The sequence below is a fragment of the Chryseobacterium sp. LAM-KRS1 genome, assembly GCF_013184525.1.
GTDB lineage: Bacteria > Bacteroidota > Bacteroidia > Flavobacteriales > Weeksellaceae > Chryseobacterium > Chryseobacterium proteolyticum.
This window is the reverse complement of sequence record NZ_JAAOIZ010000001.1, coordinates 358,269-376,658: the sequence shown is the minus strand read 5'-3', so window position 1 is coordinate 376,658 and position 18,390 is coordinate 358,269. Positions and strand designations below refer to the sequence as shown.

Here is an 18,390-nt window from a genome sequence, read left to right as displayed (position 1 = left end):
AAAAAACTTTGAGTGTAAAAGCAAAAAAACATCTTGGTCAACACTTCCTGACAGATGAAAACATAGCGAAAAAAATTGTAGAAGGCTTAAGCTTTGAAAACTACAATAATATCATGGAGGTTGGTCCGGGAATGGGAGTCCTTACAAAATATCTATTGGAAAAAGACCAATATATTTATCTTGCTGAAATTGATAACGAGTCCATCGAATATTTGAAAAATCATTATTCAAAAATTACAGATAAAAATTTCGTAGGAGATTTTTTAAAGCAGGATTTTGCTTTTATCAATAATGAACAGCTTGCTATTATTGGCAATTTCCCCTATAATATATCTTCACAGATCCTTTTTAAGATCATAGATCATTACGAGCTAATTCCTGAAATGGTAGGAATGTTCCAGAAGGAAGTTGCAGAAAGAACAGCTGCCGTTCCGAGAACAAAAGACTATGGCATTTTATCTGTTCTTATTCAGGCGTACTATGATGTATCCTATATGTTTACTGTTCATGAAAATGTTTTCAACCCGCCACCAAAGGTAAAATCAGGAGTTATCAGGTTAACCAGAAATCCCAAAGAAGGTTTAGCCGGCAATGAAGTCCTGTTTAAGCAAATTGTAAAGGCAGGATTCAACCAGAGGAGAAAGAAATTATCCAACTCTCTTAAAATACTGAATATTCCTGAAGCATTAAAAACGCATGAATTTTTAGATAAGAGAGCTGAAGAACTCAGCGTTAACGATTTTATTTCTTTTACAAAACAGTGGAAAGAAAACGCATAATAATAAACTAAGAAATAAAGAAATAGGAAAAGCCTTTCAGATATCTGAAAGGCTTTTCAATTTACAATCTATAAATAAATAATTTATTCTCTGTTTTTAAGTAATATCCAACCGGACCAGTTCATCTGGGCTTTTGATTTAGGATATTCAAAGTTAAATTTATACCAGTACGTAGCGGTAGATAATCTCTTTCCTCCTACGGTTCCATCCCAGATCGGATTTTCTTTAGAGAACCTGAACATTTCCACACCATATCTGTCATAAATAGATCCGGTAAAGTTATTAAAGTTCTTTAGAGACGACAGGTCAAGAACATCATTGATTCCATCTTCGTTAGGAGTAATAATATTGGAAATCTTTAAAGTAAAGAAGTCAAGTGTTCCCACACAATGTGTTCCCTGTATTCTTACCTGAAGATTATATGTTGTATTATCCAATAACCCCGTAAACACGTTAGAGGCCTGCCATGAAATTCCGTTATCAATAGAATACTCAAGTACTCCCGGAATATTATTAAGCGATGGATTTACCGCTGTAATTGTTAATGTATTATTGCCATAATTTAATCCGGTGATAAAAGGCAGCGTAGCTCCCATCACTTTCACCGTAAATACTTTTGTACAGTACCCATTATCTATAGTAACAGAATAAATACCCAATTGGTCTACAGAAATCGTTTGCGTCGTTTCACCCGTACTCCATAAATAAGTATAATTAGGTCCGGCTCCCGCATCTAGTGTAATTCTGTCTCCGATACACATTTCAACATCTTTCAAAGGAGAGGTTATTTCCGGAACTACTTCTACTGTGATTGTAGCAGGCTGCAATGATTTACATCCTTTTGCTCCGATAGCATATACTGTAAACGTTGTAGTATTGAATAAAGTTACGGTTTGTGTATTACCGGTTCCCGGGAAATTACTCCATTGGTAAGTAACTCCACCAGTAGCCGTAAGGTCTACCGAATCTCCCGGACATATTTTCAGTTTTGTGGAAACAACATGTGCGGTAGGGGTAACCTCTTTTGATAAAGTTAATTTAATCAGCCGGCTACAGAACCCTCCATTAGACACCACAACATATAAAATCTGCCCATCATTACCATTATAATTAAGTGGAGTGGTAATATAATTATCATTTTGCGCTAAAGCATCTGCCTGATTTTCATAAAAATGGAATACCGCATTAGGTGTTGTACTTATTGAAGGCATTGCTGTAGTCAAATCAAATGTTGTAACATCCGGCGTAGAGCATAACAATAGCGTAGCATCATTGGCATTAGGAGTTGTCCCCCCATGAATCTGTATAGATGCTTTCCCCGGACATGGATTTCCCGGAAAAGTAACTTCAATAGTATAGGTTCCCGGCTGTACTGCTGTAATGGTATTGGTTGTTGCTCCAGGCACAATAGCACCGTTGTAATACCATTGATATGCCATATTAGGATCACTCACTGAAGCTGTCAGTACCTGAGGAACATTATCACAAACATTGATATCTGATGGCAATGTACCTCCATCCGGATCCAATAATTCCACTCCGATATTAAAAGATCCACCTTCTAAAAATACCGCTGAATCATAACTTGTATCGATCGCGTCAGCAAGAACCATTTTGAAATGATAGGCCTGTCCCGGAATTACCGTTGCGGTAGCCGTAAGAGGAACGGTTCTACCGTTAAAATTAGTCTCAATATTAGTTGTATTATATCCTCCGAAGAATGTTGGATTAATTGCTCCACAACTCAAAGGGCTCCCATCAAACTGAGTATCCGGGTGAATATTGGTTACACTTACAGGTCCTGCACCACTGGGTAATACCGCCATATTGACGTAAGGTGCTGTACCCGCTAAAGGTTTAAGCAACAGCGCAAATGCATCGGAATAACTGCATGGAAAGGATGTTGTATATTCTTCGGAAGCAAATAAATAATTAAATTTCACCTGCGAGGAAGTAGGAACGAAATCAAACTCCAATACAACAGCATCATTTAGGTTCACTGACGGATTGGTAGCAGCTACCAGATCCGGGTCGCTTCCTGTACCGACAAGGTCACTTAAAGGACTCAATACATCTATATAGCTGTTTCCGGTCCTGTTCGCCTTTCCGGTCACAAGTACAATTCCATCTTTAAAGGGAAAGTTTGTGGTACCCTTATGAAAGTAACCCCACGCCCTATTGACATCACTTGCCGGTAAAGAAGGATTTACCTGGACATTTGACACATTGGGAGTAACACATGAGTTTGTTCCTGATGAAATAAGCACGTCTTTTACAAGCTGAGTAATGTTGTAAGCAGACTCATTATATCCCGGTGCATTTACATCGATAAACGCCCCTGCTTTGGCAGCTAAATTAGGTCTTGGCTTAGGAACTTTTCTGGGATTAATACTTTGTGAATGATAAATATTCAGCGAAACTAAAAAAAAAGAAAACAACAGGAGATATCTCTTCATAATATTTTTGTTTCAACAAATTTAAATTATTTTTAAACATACCACATACATATTTAACATTATTATGTTAAAAAAACAAAGCCTTTCAATTATGAAAGGCTTACATTTAAGAGTATATTTTTAAAAATTAATTCCTGTTTTTCAACAATATCCATCCTGTTCGTAATTCTAATTTTTTACTCGCAGGATTCTCCCACTGTACTCTGTACCAATAAGTAGCAGTTGGCAGGGCTAATCCTTTTACTGTTCCATTCCAGGCAGGTTCTAACTTAGTAGCTTTAAAGAGTTCCTGTCCATATCTGTTGAAAATAGAAGCCGCAAAATTATTATATCCGCTTATTCCTGAAAAGTCGATTGTGTCATTCTTTCCATCTGAGTTAGGAGTGATAGCATTACTAATCACAAAGGTGAAGTAGCTTAATGAGGTACTACATTTGGCATCCTTTACCCTTACCATCAGATTATAATTTGTGTTATTTAGTACATTATTAAATATATTGGAATTCTGCCAGGTAAGCCCTCCGTCAATAGAATATTCCAATGTTCCTCCGGTAGGATTGGTTGCACTTAAAGTCAGCACATGGTTTTCATAAACAATATTGGTGAACTGTGGCAGATTAGGATTTAATAGCTGAGCGGTAAACGCTTTCGAACAGGTTCCATTACTTATGGTAACCGTATAGGTTCCTGTAATATTTGTTGAAATTGTTTGAGTCGTTGCTCCGTTACTCCATATATAAGTGTAATTCGGGCCACTTCCGGCATCCAGGATTCCTGTATCACCGGCACAAACATATACATCCTGTAAGGTAGAGGTAATAGCTGGCACCACTTCAATTGTAATCGTGGCAGGAACCAGTGATGTACATCCGTTCCCTCCCAGCGCATATACTGAGTAAGTTGTTGTAACCGTTGGAGAAACCACCTGGGTATTTCCGTTTCCGGTCAATCCGACCCAATTATAAGTAATCCCTCCGGAAGCTGTTAATGTAACAGATTCTCCGGCACATATTTTTGATTTTGAGGCAGTCACTGATGCAACCGGTGGCCCTACGATCACGGTAACCGTTGCAGGATTTGTTGAAATACATCCATTAGCTCCTACAGCATATACAGTATAAGTTGTAGTGACTGTCGGAGAAACCGTTTGTGTACTCCCGTTTCCGGTTAGACCCGTCCAGTTATAGCTTACTCCTCCGCCGGCTGTTAAAGTCACCGACTCTCCTACACAAATTTGAGCGTGGGAAGAAGTTAAGGTTGCCGTTGGTGGTGTTTTATTTTCCACCACCGTAACATTGGCTGTGTAGCTACAGTTTACATTTCCAGGCTGTGTTGTATTCTGTACTGTTAATGTATACGTTCCCCCTGCATTAACAACCGGTGTTAATGTATTGGCCCCTGAAACAATATTCCCCCCTGTTGTAGTCCATAATATGGAAGAACCTGCCGGCACGACTGATGCCGATGCGTCCAATGTAATCTGTGTCGTGGTACATGTAATAGTTGGTGGAGTTGCAATCGTTAATGTTGTTTCGGCAGTTTTTAATAGCTGCAGATTGACTACATAACTACATCCGCCATTCTTCACCAGAACATAAACCGTTACATTCCCTGGCGTCGGATAAGCTGTTGGTACTGCAATCGTATTAGCGTTTCCTGCATTAGCGTCCGCTAAATTGGCATAGTAAGCAAAGGTTGCCGTTCCTACCGTTGTAATTTGTGGCTGAGCAGAAGTAAGATCATATGTTAAATTACCTGGTTGATAACATTTAAGCAAAGTAGCATTTTGCACTGTAATAGGTTGGGAAACCTCAATTGTTATACTTGCAGGATTTTGAGAAACACATCCATTTGCTCCAACAGCAGTTACCGTATAAGTGGTGGTAGTGGCTGGTGTTACGGTTTGCGTATTTCCCGTCCCAGGTAATCCCGTCCAATTGTACGTAGCCCCACCGGAAGCAGTTAATGTTACAGTCTCCCCTGCACAGATTAATACTTTAGTTGCCGATACAGTCGTAGTTGGAGGAGCACTATCCCCTACTACAGTAACGGTTGCAGTTGCTGTACACACTACATTTCCGGGCTGGTAGGTATTGGAAATAGTCAATGTGTAAGTTCCGGCCGCATTCACTACAGGAGTTAAAGTGTTTCCTCCGGAAACAATATTTCCACCTGTGGTAGTCCAGTTAAATGTAGATCCTGCAGGATATACAGAAGTCGATGCATTTAATGTTATTTGTGAATTAGCACATGTAAGCGGTGTAGGAGGAGCTATTGTCCCCGTCATTTGAGGGGCTTTGATCAACTGGAGCTGAGCAACTTTTGAACAAAATCCGTTTTTAACCAGAACATAGACCGTCTGTCCTCCAGGACTTGAATATGTTGCCGGTGTTGCTATCGTATTTCCATTTCCGGCATTGGCATCCGCTAAATTGGCATAATAAGCAAATGTAGCTCCTGGAGTTGTACTGATCGATGTTTGAGCAGCCGGTAAATTAAATATTGCATTTCCTGGAGCATAGCAGGCTGTCAACGTTGCATTTTGTACCGTAGGTGAAGTTCCGCCTACGATCGTTACAGTAGCCGTTCCGGGACATGTATTTCCTGCAAGAAGCACCTGAAGCGTATAAACTCCTGGTTGCGTCGCTGTGTAAGTCGCGTTGGTAGCTCCAGCAATAGGAGTATTATTCAAGAACCACTGATAGGAAGCCGTAGCATTCTGAATCGATGCAGTAAGTACCTGAGGAGTATTGTCACACATATTAATAGACGGAGGAAGCGCTACTCCTCCGGGACCTAAAATCTGAACTCCGATATCGAAGGATCCTGCTTCCAAAAAAACGGCAGAATCAAAATTTACGTCCTGATAATCCGCTAAAACCATTTTAAAATGATAGGTTTCACCTGGAATTACCGTTGCTTTTGCTGTTAAAGGAACCGTGCGTCCGTCAAAGTTGGTTTCAACCTGAGGATTATTCATTCCTGCAAAATATTGTGCATTTTTAGGACCACAAGCCAAGCCTGAAGGAATAATATTGGTTACACTTACAGGACCTGCACCATTGGGTAAAACGGCTAAATTAGTATAAGTAGGATCACCGACTTTTTTCAATAATAAGGCAAAGCCATCTGCGATACTACACGTAAAAGTTCCTGATGGTGAATATTCTTTAGAAGCAAATAAGTATCGAAAAGAAACTTCGGTAGAACTAGGTACAAAGTCAAATTCGATATAAGTAGCATCCCTTAAATTGGCATTATTAACATTCAGGGCTGTTGCTAAGTCAACGTCACCTCCTGAAGGAAGCGGATCGCTTAAGACACTTTGAAAGTTATTTCCTGCTTTTCTGGCAAATCCCGTTACAAGGACAATACCTTTTGAAAATGGAAAGTTGGTCCCTGCCTTATTAAAATAACCCCAGCTTCTGTTCTGATCCGTTATTGATAGATTAGGAGATACATTTACATTACTTACATTGGCTGTGGTACACGTAGACCCTCCTGCGATAAGAACATCTTTTACCAACTGAGTAATGTTATAGTTAGATTCTGGATATCCGGCTGCATTTACATCAATAAATGCTCCGGCTTTCATACTTTCAGCTGTAGGTTGTTTTAGTTTGATGTTTTGACCCCTGTTCTGGGAGAACACTATATTACCTGCAAGAACTAAAAATAAAGCCAGAAATAAACTTCTCATCCTCCTATTTAACATTTTATATTGTTTTAAACAAAAATACTATTTTTTTTAATTGAAACTCAAATCTATTCAAATTGTATTGTTAATAATGTAAACATATTTATCTTAAAATACTCTTTATAATTTAATAAAACACAAAAAGACTAACGAATCGTTAGTCTTTTTGCAAATATGATTAATATTTTATTCAAAATTCTTCAGGAGGATCCAGCCGGTTTTCACTGCTTTTTCCTTACTGGCAGGATCTTCAAAAGTCACCTGATACCAATATGATGCAGTAGGTAAACGCTTGCCCTGGAAATATCCATCCCAATAAGGCCTTACTTTTTCGGCTTTATAGACTTCTCGCCCGTAGCGATCAAAGATACTTGCAGTAAAATCTTTATACTCATTGATTCCTCTAAAATCGATGATATCGTTTACATTATCTCCGTTAGGAGTAATTACATTTTTCATCATAAATGTAAAGTATTCAAGAAACCCTACACAACTGGTATTCTTCACACGAACCCTGATCGATATCAGCTTATTTTTTGGAACATTATTGAATATATTGGAAGGCTGCCATGTTAATCCATTATCAATAGAATATTCTAAGATTCCGTTACTCGGATTACTTGCGGTAATAACCATCGTACCACTGGAGTTATAATCCACTTTAATGACAGTTGGTATCACAGCTTTAATTACCTGTGTTGTAAATACCTTAGAACAAACACCATTGTCAATAGTAACGGTGTACGTACCGTTTGTTGCTACAGTAATCGTTTGTGTTGTTGCTCCTGTATTCCAGGTATAAGTATAGTTAGAACCAGCTCCGGCATCTAACGTAATCTGATCTCCGGTACAGATCATTCCTCCGGTAAGATTAGAGGTAATAGCCGGAACCACTTCTACTGTTACCGTAGCCGGTTGTAATGATTTACAACCCTGCACCCCAATCGCATATACGGTATACGTAGTCGTCTGAGTTGGACTTACTGTTCTTGTAGGTCCGTTTGTTGAAACATCACTCCATTGGTATGTGGCACCACCAGAAGCTGTTAAAAGAACAGATTCACCGGAACAGATTTTCATTTTTGAAGAAATCAGCTGTGCTACAGGAGTCGCTTCTTTTCTCAATGTCAACTTTACCATTTTGCTACAAAATGCACCATTAGAAACTACTACATACAAAATTTGTCCGTCAGTCCCGTCGTAGCTGGCTAGGTTGTTAATGAAATTATTATTTTGGGCAACTGCGTCTGCCTGATTTACATAAAAGTGAAACACAGCTCCCGCAGTAGTACTGATCAATGGCATTGCTGTATTTAAATCAAAGTTTAAAGCATTTGGCGTCGTACAAATCTTAAGCACTGCATCATGTGCTGTAGGAGTTGTTCCTCCAACAATCGTAATAGTTGCTGATCCCGGACACTGATTTCCAGGTACCGAAACTTTCACCTCATAAACGCCAGGCTGTGTCGCCACATACTGAATGTTGGTAGCTCCCGGAATCGGAACGCCATCTTTAAACCACTGAAAGGTCATTCCCGGTACTGTAACTACCTGTGCTTTTAATATCTGTGGAGTATTATCACACATGTTTACCGTGCCCGGTAAAACCGTACCATTTCCATCAACAATTTTAATTCCGATATCAAAGGATCCACCTTCTAAAAAAACAGCTGAATCTAAACTTTGGTCATTGTAGTCTGATAAAACCATTTTAAAATGATAAGCAACACCAGGCGTTACATCGGCAATGGCTGTTAAAGGGATGGTTCTTCCGTTATAGTTTGTTTCTATATTTGAAGTATTATAACCCGCGAAATAAGAGTCGTTAAGAGCTCCGCAAGTTAATGGAGACCCATTATCCTGGTTTGCAGGACGTATATTCGTTACACTTACTGCACCTGCTGTTCCCGGAAGTACAGCGACATTCACGTAAGGTCCACCTGCTACAGGTTTTATCAATAGTGCAAATGCATCCGAATAATTACACGGATAACCTCCTGTATATTCTTCAGAAGCAAATAAATAATTAAATTTTACCTGATTGGAGTTGGGTACGAAATCAAATTCCAATGCAACTGCATCCCGTTGGTTACTCAGGTTAGTTCCTGTAGCTGCTGCGAGGTCAGCATCACCTTGCATAGAAATACTTCCGGATAAGCTTCCGCTTACCAGAGAATTCCCGGCCTGTCTTGCATAACCCGTAGTAAGTACAATTCCGTCTTTGAAAGGAAAATTGGTAGTAGCTCTGTGAAAATACCCCCAAAACCTGTCATTGTTTGCAACATCATGATTCGGGCTTACTGTAACATTCGTCACATTCGGAGTTGAGCAGTTTGTACCTCCGTTAATCAGGATGTCTGTAACAAGCTGTGTGGGAGTAAAAGCAGATGGAGCGTACGAGGCAACATTTACATCAATAAATGCTCCAGCCTTCAGACTTGCTGCCGTACTTTTTTCCTTTTGTGGCTTTCTTTGAGGCAGTTTCCCTACATTTTGGGAAAACGAAAAGAGCGGGGCTAATAGCAATATTAAAAAGAAAAAGTAGTTTTTTAGTCTATAATTTAACATTTTGGTATTGTTTGTTCAAAAATAGCAAAAATAAACATATGATGTTAATATTTTACGAATCAAAAGCAGTAATTAGATAAAATAAATACTAAAAAAATAATTCACTGAAATTAAACAATAACAGTATCCGTATTTGGAAATAAAATATTTAATATTTCGCTCAAAATCAGAAAAATTAAAATTTAAATAAAAATAAGACTTATAAAAAAGAGTTTCACACACTCAAGAAGTATATTGTATCTATATTGAACCATCTTTTTTTAGATCATCAATTTCATTCTGAAGCCTCAATATCTGATCTTTTAAAGCTTTTATCTCGTTCTTGTTGGAATTCACACTGCTTTTCAATATCACTTTTTTTGCCCGTTCATTATGATCTTCATCGTCTTCATCCTCATTGATCTCCTCAATATCTTCCTGAATATCTTCAATATCTTCGTTAATTTCTTCGATATCCTCACTGATCTCTTCGATATCTTCGCTGATTTCCTCTATATCTTCACTGATCTCTTCAATGTCTTCCTGAATATCCTCAATGTCTTCCTGGATATCTTCGATCTTTTCGTGGCTCCTGTTAACAGACATCTGAATGAAGATTGCCAGGTAAATGGCTTCCAATGAAACTACAGTAGTAAGGATAAGAAGCATTTTATCAAATTCTACAATATGAAGTAAAGGCAGCAGAAATGAAATAATAAAAAATAAAGTATGGGCTATAAGGGATGGAATAGAACCAATCCACCAGGTAATTCCATTAGCAATCCTTTCAAGAACTTCTGTTTTTTCAGTGTTTGATTTCATTATTTCCTCTTTATAAAAATTCTTTACTAACTCCTAATCCAAACAATGCAAAATCATATTTTGCAGGATCCTTATCATCAAACTGCCTGATTACCTGATCGAGCTCTTCTACTGTTTTCCAGTCGTTCTGAGTTCTTGTAATCAGACTAAGCTTTCTCGAAATGTTCCCGGTATGAACATCCAGCGGAATCGACAGGTATTTCGGGTCTATATTTTCCCAGATACCAAAGTCTACACTTCGTTTATCTTTTCTAACCATCCACCGTAGGAACATAATGATTCTTTTGGAAGATGAATTTTTGTAAGGTGAGCTCACATGCTTATGGCTTCTGTGTTTAGATGTTTCTAAGAAAGAAGTCCTGAACCTTTCAATAGCATGCAGAAAATTAAATTCGGAATCTTTGATCAGGAAAAGATTTTCCAGGCTTTCATTTTCTCTGTAAACCTTATTAAATTGCTGTATAAAATAAGTAAAGTCTTCTCCGTTAAAAGTTCTGTGGATACTTTTGTCCCGAACCGAATCCAGATCTTTTTCTGAAAAATTCATAACAAAATCGTATGGGGAATTTCCCATGATATCCAGCATTTTTTCTGCAGAACGGATAATGGATTTTCTGTTTCCCCACGATATGGTTGCGGCCAGGAAACCTGCAATCTCAATATCCTGCTTTAAGGAAAAACGATGGGGAATCTGGATCGGATCATCTTCAATAAAATCATAGTTATTATACTGATCCGATTTTTCATTCAAAAAATCTCTTAACTCTTCAAAATTCATAACTTCATCTAAATTTTCACACTTTCCAATGCTTTCGGCAGGAATGTATTAGGAAAAACAGTTCTTGCCTCATCGGTAAATACGGTCAGATCTCCATACCTGTTGGAAAAATGCCCAAGAATAAGTTTACCTACCTCCGCTTTCTGTGCTATCGTAGCTGCTTCCAAAGCCGTAGCATGTCCGGTATAATCCGCCATTTCCTTTAAATCATGTAAAAAGGTTGATTCATGATACAAAACAGTAACATTCTTTATAATAGGAATCACAGATTCCAGATATCTTGTATCACTACAAAAAGCATACGAAACCGATGGCATAGGATCCACTGTTAGGATTTCGTTTTTCAGAATATATCCGTCACTAAGCACAAAGTCCTTCCCTGCTTTTATATTATGATAATCACATACTTCAATTTCATTGTACTTGGCTATCTCCTTCATATTGATATGTCTGTCCTTCGGCTTTTCCCTAAAAAGATAACCGTTACAGTAAATCCTGTGATCCAGAGGAATTGTAAACACCTCTACTCTATTGTCCTCATAGATCTTTTCGGAATAGTCCTTGTCCAGCTCGTGATAAATAACTTCAAATCCACGATGGGTTTCCGTAATGGTAAAAATGGTTTCCAGCATTTTTTTAATCCCCTTGGGACCATACACGTGTAAAGGAGTTTCCCTGCCCAGCAAACGGAAAGAAGCAATAAGTCCCGGTAATCCGAAACAATGATCCCCATGAAGATGTGAAATAAAAATATGATTAATCTTTGAAAACCTTGCTTTGGCTTTTCTCAACTGAACCTGTGTACCTTCTCCACAATCGATCAGGAAATGTCTTTCTTCCATTTCAAGCAACTGCGCCGTGGGAGAGGTATTAATCGTAGGAATTGCTGAATTAAAGCCTAATATCGTTAAATAAGTACTCAAATCAATAGTTTATTATAGCAAATGTACGACAGAAATTTTGGATATGCCTGTTTCTAAAACTATTATTGATATTCACCGGCAACTTTAAGGTGATCCAGAAACAAATCCAAAGCCTGTTTCCGGTGGCTGATCTTATTTTTGTCTTCAGGATTCATTTCAGCAAATGTTCTTTCATGTCCTTCCGGAACAAAAATCGGATCATATCCAAATCCTTTATGTCCTTTATTCTCTGTCAACAGATTTCCGTAAGCCCTCCCTTCAAAATATTGAGCTCCGTTTTCATCATAATAACATAAGACTGTAATAAAATAAGCTTTTCTGTTTTCAACACCTTCCATTTCGCGTAAAACTTTTTCTATATTTTTTGCAAAATCATGATCTCCTGCATAACGTGCCGAAAAAATCCCCGGACGACCATCCAAAGATTCCACAACCAATCCGCTGTCATCTCCAAGACTTGGAATCCCTGTCTTTTCAAAACAATATTTGGCTTTGATAAGGGCATTGGCATTAAAAGAGTCTCCATCCTCTACAATCTCCTCATGGATGTCGTAATCTGTAAGACTTTTGACAGTATAACCTCCTCCTAATATTTGTTGAATTTCTTCCTTTTTATGTTGATTGTGCGTTGCAACTAATAATTCCATATCCTTTTCATTTTTTTAATTAAATTTCAGCGTAATGTACCTTGTATTTTTTCATAAAAAGATAGTAAAACAGAGAAAAAAGTACAATCCCTACTGCTAGCAATATCCATTCAGAAATTTTAAATGCTTCTGAAAAACTTTCATTTTTTGTATACGTAATCAATAATGATGAACATAAGTTATTAAAACCATGCAGCAACATCGGCAATAAAAGCGACTTTGTCCTTTCATAAACAATTCCTAAAACGCAGCCCAGCAGAACTGCTCCCACAAACTGCCATGGATTCCCATGCACCAGTCCAAAAATAATGGAAGCATACAATATCGCTTTCCAGGGTTTTACTCCTTTATTGATAAGTCCTTTCTGAATAATTCCTCTAAAAATAATTTCTTCAAAGATCGGAGCCATAATCACAGCCGTTATGATCATAACGACAGGATCATCTGTCAGCTGATTCATCAACTCACTGAAAAACTCATAATATTTCCCGAAAAAAGGCCCGGTTACAGGAATCTGAGAGGTTATAAACTCAGAAATAAACATCATCCCTATCATCATTGGAAAAATCAGAAGATAGGTATAGAAATTGGTAGGAGAAAAATTGAAATTCAGCTTTTGTTTTGTGGTAGGCCTAACAATGAAAAAATCAAAAAAAGCAATTGCCGTTAAAAATCCTGCTGCATTGGATAACATAAAAAACCAATCTTTGAGCTGTAGGTTTTCTTTAAAAATCAGCATCCAAAAGAAGTTCAGAAAAGTGACGAACAAGGTTCCCACAAATAATCCTCCTAATAAAACAACGCCACCGATCCATGTAAAAGTATAGTTTGGATATCTGCTGTTTTTCATGTTTTTCCTTTGTAATAATTAAGGAACAAAGGTAATTTTTTTGAAGGCCTTAAACAACAAAAAAAGAAAATTCTTAGGGCTGTTTAAATTCCGGAAAGTGATTCGGTTCCGACATTCCGGTTATCCTTTGATTCCGAATATACCGGAGAGTTTTCTTTTTGTTTTGTAATTTATTTGACAGCGTCATAAAAAATCACGATTTTTGCAACTTCAAAATACACTATGTCAGACTTAATCAAAGAAATACAAAAAAGAAAAACATTTGGGATTATTTCTCACCCTGATGCCGGAAAAACAACCTTGACGGAAAAGTTACTTCTTTTCGGGGGAGCTATTCAGGAAGCTGGTGCAGTAAAATCCAACAAGATAAAAAAAGGAGCTACCTCCGACTTTATGGAAATTGAAAGACAGAGAGGAATCTCTGTTGCCACTTCCGTATTGGCTTTTGAATACAAAGGGCACAAAATAAACATTCTGGATACTCCCGGGCATAAGGATTTTGCCGAAGACACGTATAGAACATTAACTGCAGTTGATTCCGTAATCGTCGTGATAGACGTGGCAAAAGGAGTTGAGGAACAAACAGAAAAACTGGTTCAGGTTTGTAGAATGAGAAACATCCCGATGCTGGTTTTCATTAATAAACTGGACCGTGAAGGTAAGGATGCTTTTGACTTGTTAGATGAAGTTGAACAAAAACTGGGTCTTAGTGTAGTCCCTCTTTCCCTGCCAATTGGAATGGGTAGTGACTTCCAGGGTATTTATAATATCTGGGAAAACAATATCCAGTTATTTCTGGAGGAAAAAAAGCAAAAAGTTGGTGAGACGGTTAAATTTGATGATATCAACGATCCTGCCATCGATGAACTGATCGGGGAAAAAGCGGCTAAAACTTTACGTGATGAGCTGGAGCTCGTGCAATCCGTTTACCCGGAATTCAGTCGTGAAGATTATATGAAAGGTGATTTACAGCCGGTTTTCTTTGGATCTGCTTTGAACAACTTTGGGGTACGTGAATTATTGGATGCTTTTATAGAAATTGCACCGATGCCTCAACCTAAAGAAAGCGATACCCGAATTGTAAAACCTGAGGAAAATAATTTTACAGGATTCGTTTTCAAAATCCATGCTAATATGGATCCTAAACACAGAGACCGCCTGGCATTCGTTAAAATTGTATCCGGAACTTTTAAAAGAAATGAAAATTACTTATTAGTAAGAGAAGGTAAAAAAATGAAATTCTCATCTCCGAATGCTTTCTTTGCAGATAAAAAAGAAGTAGTAGATGAAAGTTTCCCTGGTGATATTGTAGGATTACACGATACGGGAAGTTTCAGGATTGGTGATACATTAACCGGTGGAGAAAAATTGAGCTTTAAAGGAATACCTAGTTTCTCTCCTGAACATTTCCGTTATATCAATAATAACGACCCACTTAAAGCTAAGCAATTGGCTAAAGGTATCGATCAGCTAATGGACGAGGGGGTTGCTCAGTTATTTACCCTTGAAATGAACAACCGAAAAATAATCGGAACGGTAGGTGCGCTTCAGTATGAAGTTATTCAATACCGTCTTGAGCATGAATACGGAGCAAAATGTACGTACGAACCTCTTTCTATGCACAAAGCATGTTGGGTGGAAGCAGATGAGAAATCTGAGGAATTTAAAGAATTTGCAAGGCTGAAACAGAGATTCCTGGCAAGAGATAAGTATAACCAGCTTGTATTTTTAGCAGATTCTTCGTTTACCATCCATATGACTCAGGAGAAATTCCCGAATGTCAAACTCCATTTCATCAGTGAGTTCAGTCAACAATAAAAAATTGTTACCCAATAATTTAAAACCGTTCAGCAGATACTGAGCGGTTTTTTTTGTACAAAATCTATAAAACAAAAGCATTCCCCATTTGTAAAATAGTTTTACAAACAATACAAACGCCTCATTACATAGCACTTAAGATTTTACCGAAAGAATACAGTCTTTTTACAAGCGAAGCTTTGATCACCCAGCTAATTTTACCTCATCAAAAAAATTAATCGTATGAAAAAGTATATCTTACTTATTGCTTTATCCACCTCCTTTATAGCATGTAAAAAAAGTGAAGCAACGCAATCTCAGCTGAAAGAAGCTGTACAATCTGTTGACAGTTCTGTTGTTGCCGCATCAGAAGGCATCAATAAGATGGCCAACACGGCAGATGCTGTATTTGATTCTGCAAATGTAAAAATCAAAGAATTTGATCAAGCTCAAAGCAATCTCAAAGAAACTATTGAAGCGACCTCAAAAAGTGTGGACTCCCTTTCGCGGCAGATTACTTCCACCCGGCTTGAATCAAAAAAAGAAAAGAAAGATTCTACCGAAAAAAAAGCTGAAAAAATGGTGATCAATGTTCCTTCTCCAAAGATCATTAGAGAAACACGGGTTGTTTATAAAGATAAAAACAACAAGGCAAATGAAGAAGCAAATATTTCTAAAAACAAAATGATAAAAACGGGTACCCTGGAATTAAAAGTTGAAAACGCCGAAACAGCCAAAGACCTTGTAAGCGAGCAAATAAGAAAATATGATGGTTTTATAAGAAGTGAAAGTATTTCTTCGGGTAATGATGATAAGAAAACGGCTTATCTGCGAGTAAAGGTTCCCATCCAGAAATTTGAATATCTTATGGCTGATCTCAGTAGTATCGGCTCTGTTGAAAAAAAAGAAACAGAAGTTTCCGGGCAGAATTATCTGGAAAATACAATGTGTGATCTGGAAATTACTTTGTACGGAACAACATCATGGTATGCGGAAGATAAAGAACCTGAAACTTTTGGTAATCGCTCGATCACTGCCATCTCTTCAGGATGGGATGTTATCACAGGTATTTTTTTATTTTTCCTGCCTTTCTGGCCTGTATTCCTTATCGGAGGGATCGGATATTATTTTTACAAAAGAAAAAACAAAAATATTCCCAAAAGCCCTTCTCATTAAGTACAAAATCACCTTCAGACCTGGGGGTGTTTTATTTTTAATTTTTTTTTAATGCCCGGAAGGTCATAAAGAAAATATTCTTTACTAACTTTATGATACAGAATTAAAAAACGAACACCTGGCAGTATAGACCAATTTCCAAAGTCCGGTCAGGTGATTATTAAATAAAATCTTACTTTATTCAATACATAGATAAAGAAGATCATATAAAAGAAACAATATTATATCTTAATATTTTGTGGTGCGTGTATATGAAAGGCTCTCGATCGAGAGCCTTTCATTATTTCATATTCACTACTTTATCTACAACATACCTGGTATTTCCTCTCCATGGTAAGGCTCCTTTATATTCTTTATAATGAAGATCAAAGCTTTTACCACTGTTGGTTTCAAGTTGTTTAAAAACTTCAGGATCGTTTACAGAAAACTCAAACTCGTAGCTTGTTATACTTCCTGTTTTTCCCCGGCCGAAGCCTTCCTGAATCAATTTACCTTCATACGTCTTAAAAACATATCCTTTCTTAATCGCGTAATTCAGATAACCTGATTTTACTCCTTCTCCGAAAACGAAGAAGTATTTATACCATACAAATACTCCTAAAAGAAGTACAATGACTCCGAGAGTAATCCACCAAGTTTTTTTCATAAATAGTTGTGTTTGTTTGTTTTTTTTTATTTTGAAATACTTCTTGAAATCACAATTTTCTGGATTTCAGAAGTTCCTTCATAGATCTGGGTGATCTTAGCATCACGCATAAATCTTTCCACGTGATATTCTTTCACGTATCCATAGCCACCATGGATCTGTACTGCTTCAATAGAAGTATCCATTGCTACCTGGGAAGCATATAACTTTGCCATCGCTCCACTTTCAGAGATATCTTTTCCTGCATCTTTTTCAGTTGCAGCCTTAAAGCAAAGCATTCTGGCAGCTGTAATTTGCGTAGCCATGTCTGCTAATTTGAAGGCAATAGCCTGGTGGTTGATAATTTCAGTTTTAAACGCTTTTCTCGTTTTAGCATATTTCAAAGCCAGCTCATAAGCTCCGGAAGCAATTCCTAAAGCCTGAGAAGCAATCCCGATTCTTCCTCCATTTAGTACAGCCATAGCAAAATTGAATCCAAATCCATCTTCTCCGATTCTGTTCTCTTTTGGTACTTTTACGTTATTAAAGATCAAAGAGTGTGTATCACTTCCTCTGATTCCCAATTTATCTTCTTTCGGTCCGATTTCAAAACCTTCCCATCCTCTTTCCACGATAAACGCATTGATTCCCTTATGCTTTTTCTCAGGGTCAGTTTGTGCAATAACGATGTAATAAGTAGCCGTACCTCCGTTGGTAATCCAGTTCTTGATTCCGTTCAAAAGGTAATAATCTCCCTTATCCTCTGCAGTGGTCTTTTGTGATGTTGCATCTGATCCTGCTTCAGGCTCAGATAAAGCAAATGCACCAATTACCTGACCACTTGCCAAAGGGGTAAGATATTTTTGTTTTTGTTCCTCAGAAGCAAATTTTTCCAAACCTGCACAAACTAATGAATTGTTTACAGACATTACAACCGCTGCAGATGCATCTACTTTTGCGATCTCCTCCATTGCCAAAACGTAAGAAACACTATCCATTCCTGCTCCACCGTACTTCGGATCTACCATCATCCCTAAAAGCCCCATTTCACCCATCTTCTTTACCTGCTCAGTCGGGAATTTCTGATCGCGATCTCTTTCAATAACCCCTGGTAATAGTTCGTTTTGTGCAAAATCTCTTGCTGCCTGCTGTATCATCAGCTGTTCTTCGGATAAATTAAAGTCCATAAAAATTAATAATTAGATGGTCGTAAATTTACACTTTTTAAGCAAATCTGAAAAAATAATTACTATTGGAAAATTCCAGTGAGGTTTATGCTATTTTCACAAAAAT

13 protein-coding genes are annotated in these 18,390 nt (G+C 37.6%); 3 read left to right on the top strand and 10 right to left on the bottom strand.

The window, feature by feature from the left end; translation table 11 throughout:
• Positions 1-8: 8 nt before the first annotated feature.
• Positions 9-779 (top strand): 16S rRNA (adenine(1518)-N(6)/adenine(1519)-N(6))-dimethyltransferase RsmA, encoded by a 771-nt coding sequence (gene rsmA / locus G9C87_RS01660; RefSeq protein WP_172277408.1) that lies wholly within the window; start codon positions 9-11, stop codon positions 777-779.
• 83 nt (positions 780-862) lie between these two features.
• Here rsmA and G9C87_RS01655 read toward each other — a convergent pair whose 3' ends face one another.
• The 8 genes from G9C87_RS01655 to G9C87_RS01620 all read right to left on the bottom strand — a co-directional run bounded on the left by G9C87_RS01655 (position 863) and on the right by G9C87_RS01620 (position 13,499).
• Complete coding sequence (locus G9C87_RS01655) at positions 863-3,235, bottom strand: choice-of-anchor L domain-containing protein (protein WP_172277405.1); 2,373 nt, start codon at positions 3,233-3,235, stop codon at positions 863-865.
• A gap of 127 nt (positions 3,236-3,362) precedes the next feature.
• On the bottom strand, positions 3,363-6,935 hold the full coding sequence (locus G9C87_RS01650; protein WP_228456929.1) for a choice-of-anchor L domain-containing protein: 3,573 nt from the start codon (positions 6,933-6,935) through the stop codon (positions 3,363-3,365).
• A 183-nt stretch (positions 6,936-7,118) separates the two neighbouring features.
• Complete coding sequence (locus tag G9C87_RS01645) at positions 7,119-9,500, bottom strand: choice-of-anchor L domain-containing protein (RefSeq protein WP_172277399.1); 2,382 nt, start codon at positions 9,498-9,500, stop codon at positions 7,119-7,121.
• A 240-nt stretch (positions 9,501-9,740) separates the two neighbouring features.
• A complete protein-coding gene (locus G9C87_RS01640; RefSeq protein ID WP_172277396.1) occupies positions 9,741-10,301 on the bottom strand; it encodes a DUF1003 domain-containing protein in 561 nt (186 codons plus the stop codon).
• 10 nt (positions 10,302-10,311) lie between these two features.
• A complete protein-coding gene (locus tag G9C87_RS01635) occupies positions 10,312-11,079 on the bottom strand; it encodes a TIGR02757 family protein (RefSeq protein WP_172277393.1) in 768 nt (255 codons plus the stop codon).
• 8 nt (positions 11,080-11,087) lie between these two features.
• Entirely contained in the window at positions 11,088-12,002 is a 915-nt protein-coding gene (locus G9C87_RS01630; RefSeq protein ID WP_172277390.1) for a ribonuclease Z, read from the bottom strand.
• 62 nt (positions 12,003-12,064) lie between these two features.
• Positions 12,065-12,649: an RdgB/HAM1 family non-canonical purine NTP pyrophosphatase gene (rdgB, locus tag G9C87_RS01625; RefSeq protein ID WP_172277387.1), complete on the bottom strand. Its 585-nt coding sequence runs from the start codon at positions 12,647-12,649 to the stop codon at positions 12,065-12,067.
• A gap of 19 nt (positions 12,650-12,668) precedes the next feature.
• Complete coding sequence (locus G9C87_RS01620) at positions 12,669-13,499, bottom strand: CPBP family intramembrane glutamic endopeptidase (RefSeq protein ID WP_172277384.1); 831 nt, start codon at positions 13,497-13,499, stop codon at positions 12,669-12,671.
• 222 nt (positions 13,500-13,721) lie between these two features.
• Between G9C87_RS01620 and G9C87_RS01615 the strand changes: the two genes are divergently transcribed.
• On the top strand, positions 13,722-15,317 hold the full coding sequence (locus G9C87_RS01615; RefSeq protein ID WP_172277381.1) for a peptide chain release factor 3: 1,596 nt from the start codon (positions 13,722-13,724) through the stop codon (positions 15,315-15,317).
• A gap of 222 nt (positions 15,318-15,539) precedes the next feature.
• On the top strand, positions 15,540-16,472 hold the full coding sequence (locus G9C87_RS01610) for a DUF4349 domain-containing protein (RefSeq protein ID WP_172277378.1): 933 nt from the start codon (positions 15,540-15,542) through the stop codon (positions 16,470-16,472).
• Positions 16,473-16,752: 280 nt separating this feature from the next.
• Here the strand turns inward: G9C87_RS01610 and G9C87_RS01605 are convergent, their stop codons facing one another.
• Both G9C87_RS01605 and G9C87_RS01600 read right to left on the bottom strand, forming a co-directional pair.
• Positions 16,753-17,118 carry a hypothetical protein gene (locus G9C87_RS01605; protein WP_172277375.1) on the bottom strand — a complete coding sequence of 122 codons (366 nt, stop codon included), beginning with the start codon at positions 17,116-17,118 and terminating at the stop codon, positions 16,753-16,755.
• Between the two features lie 26 nt (positions 17,119-17,144).
• Positions 17,145-18,284: an acyl-CoA dehydrogenase gene (locus tag G9C87_RS01600; protein WP_172277372.1), complete on the bottom strand. Its 1,140-nt coding sequence runs from the start codon at positions 18,282-18,284 to the stop codon at positions 17,145-17,147.
• Positions 18,285-18,390: the final 106 nt, after the last annotated feature.